The organism is Terrisporobacter sp. (assembly GCF_017888745.1).
Classification (GTDB): Bacteria; Bacillota; Clostridia; order Peptostreptococcales; family Peptostreptococcaceae; genus Terrisporobacter.
Genome location: NZ_JAGHFM010000067.1, coordinates 1 through 5839 on the forward strand (window position 1 = coordinate 1; position 5839 = coordinate 5839).

General features: G+C 25.7%; 7 protein-coding genes. All 7 read left to right on the forward strand.

Features of this window, described 5'->3' with window-relative positions:
- A partial coding sequence (locus J7G74_RS03185; protein ID WP_297131867.1) for a hypothetical protein occupies positions 1–430 on the forward strand: 430 nt, incomplete at its 5' end.
- Between the two features lie 3 nt (positions 431–433).
- Entirely contained in the window at positions 434–730 is a 297-nt protein-coding gene (locus tag J7G74_RS03190; RefSeq protein ID WP_297131871.1) for a DUF5592 family protein, read from the forward strand.
- On the forward strand, positions 730–1338 hold the full coding sequence (locus tag J7G74_RS03195) for a hypothetical protein (protein WP_297131874.1): 609 nt from the start codon (positions 730–732) through the stop codon (positions 1336–1338). Before J7G74_RS03190 ends, J7G74_RS03195 begins: the two co-directional genes overlap by 1 nt.
- A gap of 102 nt (positions 1339–1440) precedes the next feature.
- Positions 1441–3348: a VirB4 family type IV secretion system protein gene (locus J7G74_RS03200; RefSeq protein WP_297131878.1), complete on the forward strand. Its 1908-nt coding sequence runs from the start codon at positions 1441–1443 to the stop codon at positions 3346–3348.
- Between the two features lies 1 nt (position 3349).
- Positions 3350–3997: a hypothetical protein gene (locus tag J7G74_RS03205; protein ID WP_297131882.1), complete on the forward strand. Its 648-nt coding sequence runs from the start codon at positions 3350–3352 to the stop codon at positions 3995–3997.
- A gap of 8 nt (positions 3998–4005) precedes the next feature.
- Positions 4006–5235, forward strand: a complete 1230-nt coding sequence (locus J7G74_RS03210) for a C40 family peptidase (RefSeq protein WP_330616371.1) — start codon at positions 4006–4008, stop codon at positions 5233–5235.
- A complete protein-coding gene (locus J7G74_RS03215; RefSeq protein ID WP_297131885.1) occupies positions 5222–5650 on the forward strand; it encodes a hypothetical protein in 429 nt (142 codons plus the stop codon). The genes J7G74_RS03210 and J7G74_RS03215 overlap by 14 nt, the downstream gene beginning before the upstream one ends.
- Positions 5651–5839 lie beyond the last annotated feature (189 nt).

Consider the following 5839-nt stretch of genomic DNA (forward strand, 5'->3'; position numbering starts at 1 on the left):
TAGTGAGTTTGGAACAAGTTCAAGTAGTGGTTCAAGTATAGAAACGGGGACATTAGAAAGTAATATAAAATCAAATAGTAATAAAAATATAGGTGGAAAAAATATATCATCAAGTGATATAAAATCAAATAGAAATGAAAGACTTGAAAATGGACTTAAAAATAAAATAGGTTCTCAAAAGAGTAAATCTGAAAATGTAGGTAGTATAAATAAAAACTCTATGTCTGATAAGAACATATTAAAAAATTCAAGTCAATCAAATACTAGAACTTTAGGAAAATATGCTAAAGATAAGGTAGTAGAGAGCATAGGTTCAAGTAGACAAGGAGAAAATGTTAAAAAACATTATCAAATGGGAGTAAAAGCAGGAAATAAACTTAATAGCTCATTTAAAGAGATTAAAGATATTAAAGAGAGAAAGGGAAAATAGAGTATGTATATAATACCATCTGAAATCAGTTCAGAAACAAAGATTTATAGAAATATCTATTTTGTAGATATGATATTTATATTAATGTCATTTTTTGTAACGATATTACTTTCTAATATTGTAAGTCAGAAAGTGGTTATAGCATATTATGTATGTTCAATTATTTTAACTATATTTTTAATTATGAAAAGTACATCTAATCCTGGTATAAGAAATTATAAGGCAATGTACTTAATGCTTATAAGAAATAAAAATACATATCATGCTTTAGATTGGAATACAGAAAGGGCGGAAAATTAATGAAAGAAGAAAAATTATCTTGGAAAGAAAGAAAGGAACTAAAGAAACAAGAAAAAAATAAAATTAAACAAGAAAAAAAAGAATTAAAAGAAGAACATAAAAAAGTTCAAAGGGTAGTATCAGATTTACTACCTTTTTTGAATGTAGTAGAAGATGATTATTTTAAAACAAAAACTGGATATATAGACATATATCAAATAAAGTCAAAAGATTTAAACTCCCTAAATAGTGATGAAATAAATAGACATATATTTGAATTTACAAGTTTTTTAAGAGGGTATACAGATGATTTAAAAATAATATCTATGCACTACCCAGTTAATACAAAAGTTCAACAAGAACATATACAAAAAAAGATAGATAATACTGATAATCCAATTTATATAAAACATTTAAATGAAAAAATGGAAGAACTTAAAGCATTAGAAAAAATAAGAAAAAATAAAGAATTTTATTTAATGTTATTTTTTAAAAATGAAAGAGATAAGAAAGAAAAAGAAATATATTTGAATAGAAAATTGAGTAATGCTATATCAATAAAAGAAATTGATTTAAATAAGAAAATAAAAATATTATATAAATTAAATAATCAAAATTCAAAAATTTAAAAGTACATTGTACTTTTAGATAGAATACTCAATTAACTTAAAAGAACTATACATATGAGTATAGTTCTTTTTTTAATGAATTTTTGAAAGGACGATGAAGTTATGATAAAAGATAGTAATTATAATAAAAAAGAATATAATCCATATCTGCTAACTGAAATTCAACCTAAAGGTGGAATAAAGTTTGACGAAAAAATAATACAAAAAGGCGATGGCTACGAAACTGTTGTAAGTATATATGAATACCCTACTCAAGTATCAGAATTTTGGCTAGAAAGAATTATAGCTATAAAAGATGTAATTATAACTATAGATATAGGTACATATGAAAAGGGAAAAGTTAAATCAAAAATAGAAAAATCTTTGGCAGAGTTAGAAAATAGATATTATACAGATAGTAGTAGAGTAAGTAGAATAGAAGCACAAAATACATATCAAAATTTAACATCATTAGTAAATGATATTACTCAAAGTAATGAAATTGTAAAATTAGTAAATGTAAGATATTTTATATCAGCAACTACAAGAGAACAAGTTGAAGAAAAAGTAAAAGATGTTATATCAGAACTTGAGAGTATAGGATATAAAAGTTCAATATATGTAAATGAACAACAATATGAGTGGCAATCACTATTTACTCCATATACTGAACAAGAAAAATTTAAAAATAGAAGAAAAGGTAAGGCAATACCTTCTGTAACATTAGGAGCAGGTTATCCATTCCATTTTACTAGCTTAGATGATCCAACTGGAACATTTTTAGGAACAACTTTTACTGGTGGAAATGTACTATTTGATATATTTACTAAGACTAAAAAGAGAATGTATTATAATGGTGTTGTTGTAGGTAGTATGGGAAGTGGAAAATCTACTTTGTTAAAAAAATTAGTAAAAGATAATGCAATACAAGGACAAACAATAAGAATACTTGATATAGTTGGAGAGTTTAATGGATTAGTAAAATCATTGGGAGGAAAAATTGTATCACTAGACGGAAATGACGGAATTATAAATCCTCTACAAGTTCTAGCAACTATAACAGATGATAAAACATATGAAGTTGATAATAGGTTGTCTTTTATGACACATATATCAAAGGTTAGCATGATGTATAAATACTTGTCACAAGACTGTTCATCAGTTGAGAGTATGGAGTTTGAAATGCTGCTTAATAAGTTTTATAAGTTTTGGAATATAGAAGTTGATAAATCTACAGAATATGAAACTAGAGCATATCCTATACTATCAGATTTATTAGCTTTTATTAAAGAGGAATTATATTCTGATTTAGATAAAAAAATAATGAAAAGTAGTATAAGTGATAGTAGGAAAATTATATTAGAAAAAATAATACTAACATTGGATAGTACGATACTTAACTATGGAAAATTATTTGACGGCTATTCAGACATATCTTCTGATTTGACTAATGAACAAATAATCTCATTTGAGTTAAGGAATTTAAGTAGTTTTGATAGTAGAATATTTAATGCACAAATATTTAATATCTTAACAATCCTTTGGAATAATTCATTAGTCCAAGGTCGAAAAGAAATGGGGTACTTTAACAGAAAAGAAAAAACAATAGATGAATGTAAAAAGTACATGATACTAATAGATGAGGCACATAAAATAATAAACTCAAATAATATACTTGCTGTTGAGTATCTAACTAACTTTGAAAGGGAAGCAAGAAAATATTTTGGTGGACTTGTATTTGCAACACAAAATATTCGTGATGTAGCACCAAACAATCTTAATGATCCAATTTTTGAAAAAATAAAAACTTTATTTGAATTAACTCAATACAAATTCATAATGAAACAAGGAAGTAATGCACTAAACATCTTGAAGAATGTATTTGAAGGTCAAATATCAGATAATGAATTGAATAAAATACCATACTTAGAGCAAGGTAATTGTATTCTGTCAATTGATGGATTAGAAAATATTCTATTTAATGTTGAAGTTACTAAAGAAGAGTTATCACTATTTGGTGGAGGGGCTTAAAATGGAGATATACAAAAAAATATCAATAGTATTATTCATTGTAGTATTGTTATTATTAGGTAGATTAGTTATAGTAAGCAAAAAATTAGAAGATATGAAGGTAAATAATACATCTAATCAAAGCATTGAAAATACTAATGAAGATAATAATAACACTTCTTCAGATAAAGATAATAGTAATCAAGATATTGATATAAAAGATATAACTTCAAATATAGAAGGACTGAATGAAAATGATAATAAAACTGTTAGAGAAGTTGCTATAAAATTTTTAAAATCATATGCAAACTATGTAGATAAAGACGATAATTTTGAAAAGAGAATGAAGAGTAGAGTATATGATATAAAAGAATTAATGACTGACAAACTTTATGAAGAAATTAAAACGGCAGTAGAAGTAGAAAGTTTGAATTTAGGACATGAGTATGTATTTAGAAAGTTAAATAAAGCCAATATATATGAATCAAATATGATAAATGACAAAGTATATATAAAAATTGGTACTTTTTCAAGTTATTATGATTCTAATATGCAACTTTCAAGCATACATGAAAATTCAGATGAAATTACTACTGATTATAAATTTACAATTATAAAAGATGATAATGGAAAATGGATAATTGAAGATGTTCAAGAAACGTTTAAGTAGGTGATAGTTTGCAATTAAGTATTATAGAAAAAAGTTTTCGTAATAAAAAGAAAATAAAAAAAATGATAAGAGCGATAGTTATTAGTAACTTATCGCTTTTATTATTGCTTACTTTTTGTATATCGTCAATTTTAGCTTTAGCTTTAGGAACTAAAAATAATCATAGTGATAGTTTAATTAATGGAAGTCTAAATGGAGTACCACAAGAGTTAGTTTCATACTTCAATGAAGCATCTGAAATTATAGGCTTACCAAATTGGATGTTAGCAGGAATAGCTAAAAATGAAAGTAACTTTGATATGAATTGTTCCTATGGTGGAGCATATGGAATAATGCAAGTACAAAAATTTGACTTAACAAACGGAGAAAATTTATGGGCATATCACATGGATCAAGGGTTAGATGATGTATATAGAGAGTTAGGATATAGCTTTTCTACATATGAAGAAATGTGGCAAATATATTTAAATGATGCTAGAGTTCAAATTATAGCAGGAGGATATATTGTTAGGACATATGCTAACTATGTTTTATGGAAACAACATAAAGTTGACAAATACGTTTATGATAGCAAAGAAAATTTAAAATTAATAGATTGGTCAGCAGACGAAAACGATAGTGAATTTAGAAATACTTTAAGAAGAATATTGGCTTGTTACAATGGGGGTCCCGGATATGGTATGTCTGTAGATTTAGATAATGCTAAATTTGATTATCCAAATAAAGTTTATAAATCATGTATGGAATACAGAGGTAGTGGACTAGACTTTTCAGACGGAGTTTATCCTGGTAATAATTCAACAATAGAAAAAGCCATAATGGTAGGAACTGAATTAGTAGGACGATCACCATATAAATTTGGTGGTGGGAGAAATCCATTAGATATAGCAAATAAAATATTTGACTGTAGCTCATTTGTTCATTATTGTTTTGCACAAGCAGGAGTAACTTTAGGTGATTATCGTGTAGTGGTTACTGATAGTTTAGTAAGAGAAGGTCGTAAAATTAATTCTAATGAAATGATTAGAGGTGATTTGATTTTCTTTGATACATACAAAAAAAATGGTCATGTTGGAATATATTTAGGTGACGGGAAATTCCTCCATGACGGAACTTCAACTGGTGTTACGATAAGTAGTTTAAGTCAGCCTTACTATGCTCAAAGATTTAATGGAAATGTAAGAAGGATTGTTGAAAGTAATGAAACAGAAGGGAATGTTATATATGAAGAAGAATAAAGGATTAACAAAAGCAGAAGTGAGAAAAAAATTTGATAAAGCAATAATTTCCATGATAAGTGGAATAATGGATAAAGATTCTTTTAATATATCTATAGATAAAAAAGATTCTTTTACAAAATATACAATAAAAAAATATGGATACTACTTATCAATTAATGTTAGTAGTTCTATTAAGTTTTCATGTAGATTATATAAGACTAATTATGAGCATCAAACCTATTACAACTTTAATAAAAATAGTGACATTAATCAAATTATAAAAATAATGAAAAAAGATTTTAAAGATTTATTTAAAATTATTGCAAAAGAAACGGAAAATAATACTTATTTTGTAGGTGGCACAAGCAATGAGCTTGAAACTATGCTCGCTAATATGAATGAGATTGATATTATAATAAACAAGACAGAATAAGGAGTATAATTATGAAAAAAATAATAATTGCTGAAAAGCCTTCATTAGCTATGACAATAGTACAAGCTATAGGAGGAAATTTTAATAAGCATGATGGATTTTTTGAAAATGACAATTATATAGTAACTTTTGGTTTTGGTCATCTATTTAAGTTGTATACAATAGATGACTATTTTAATAGAGAAAAAA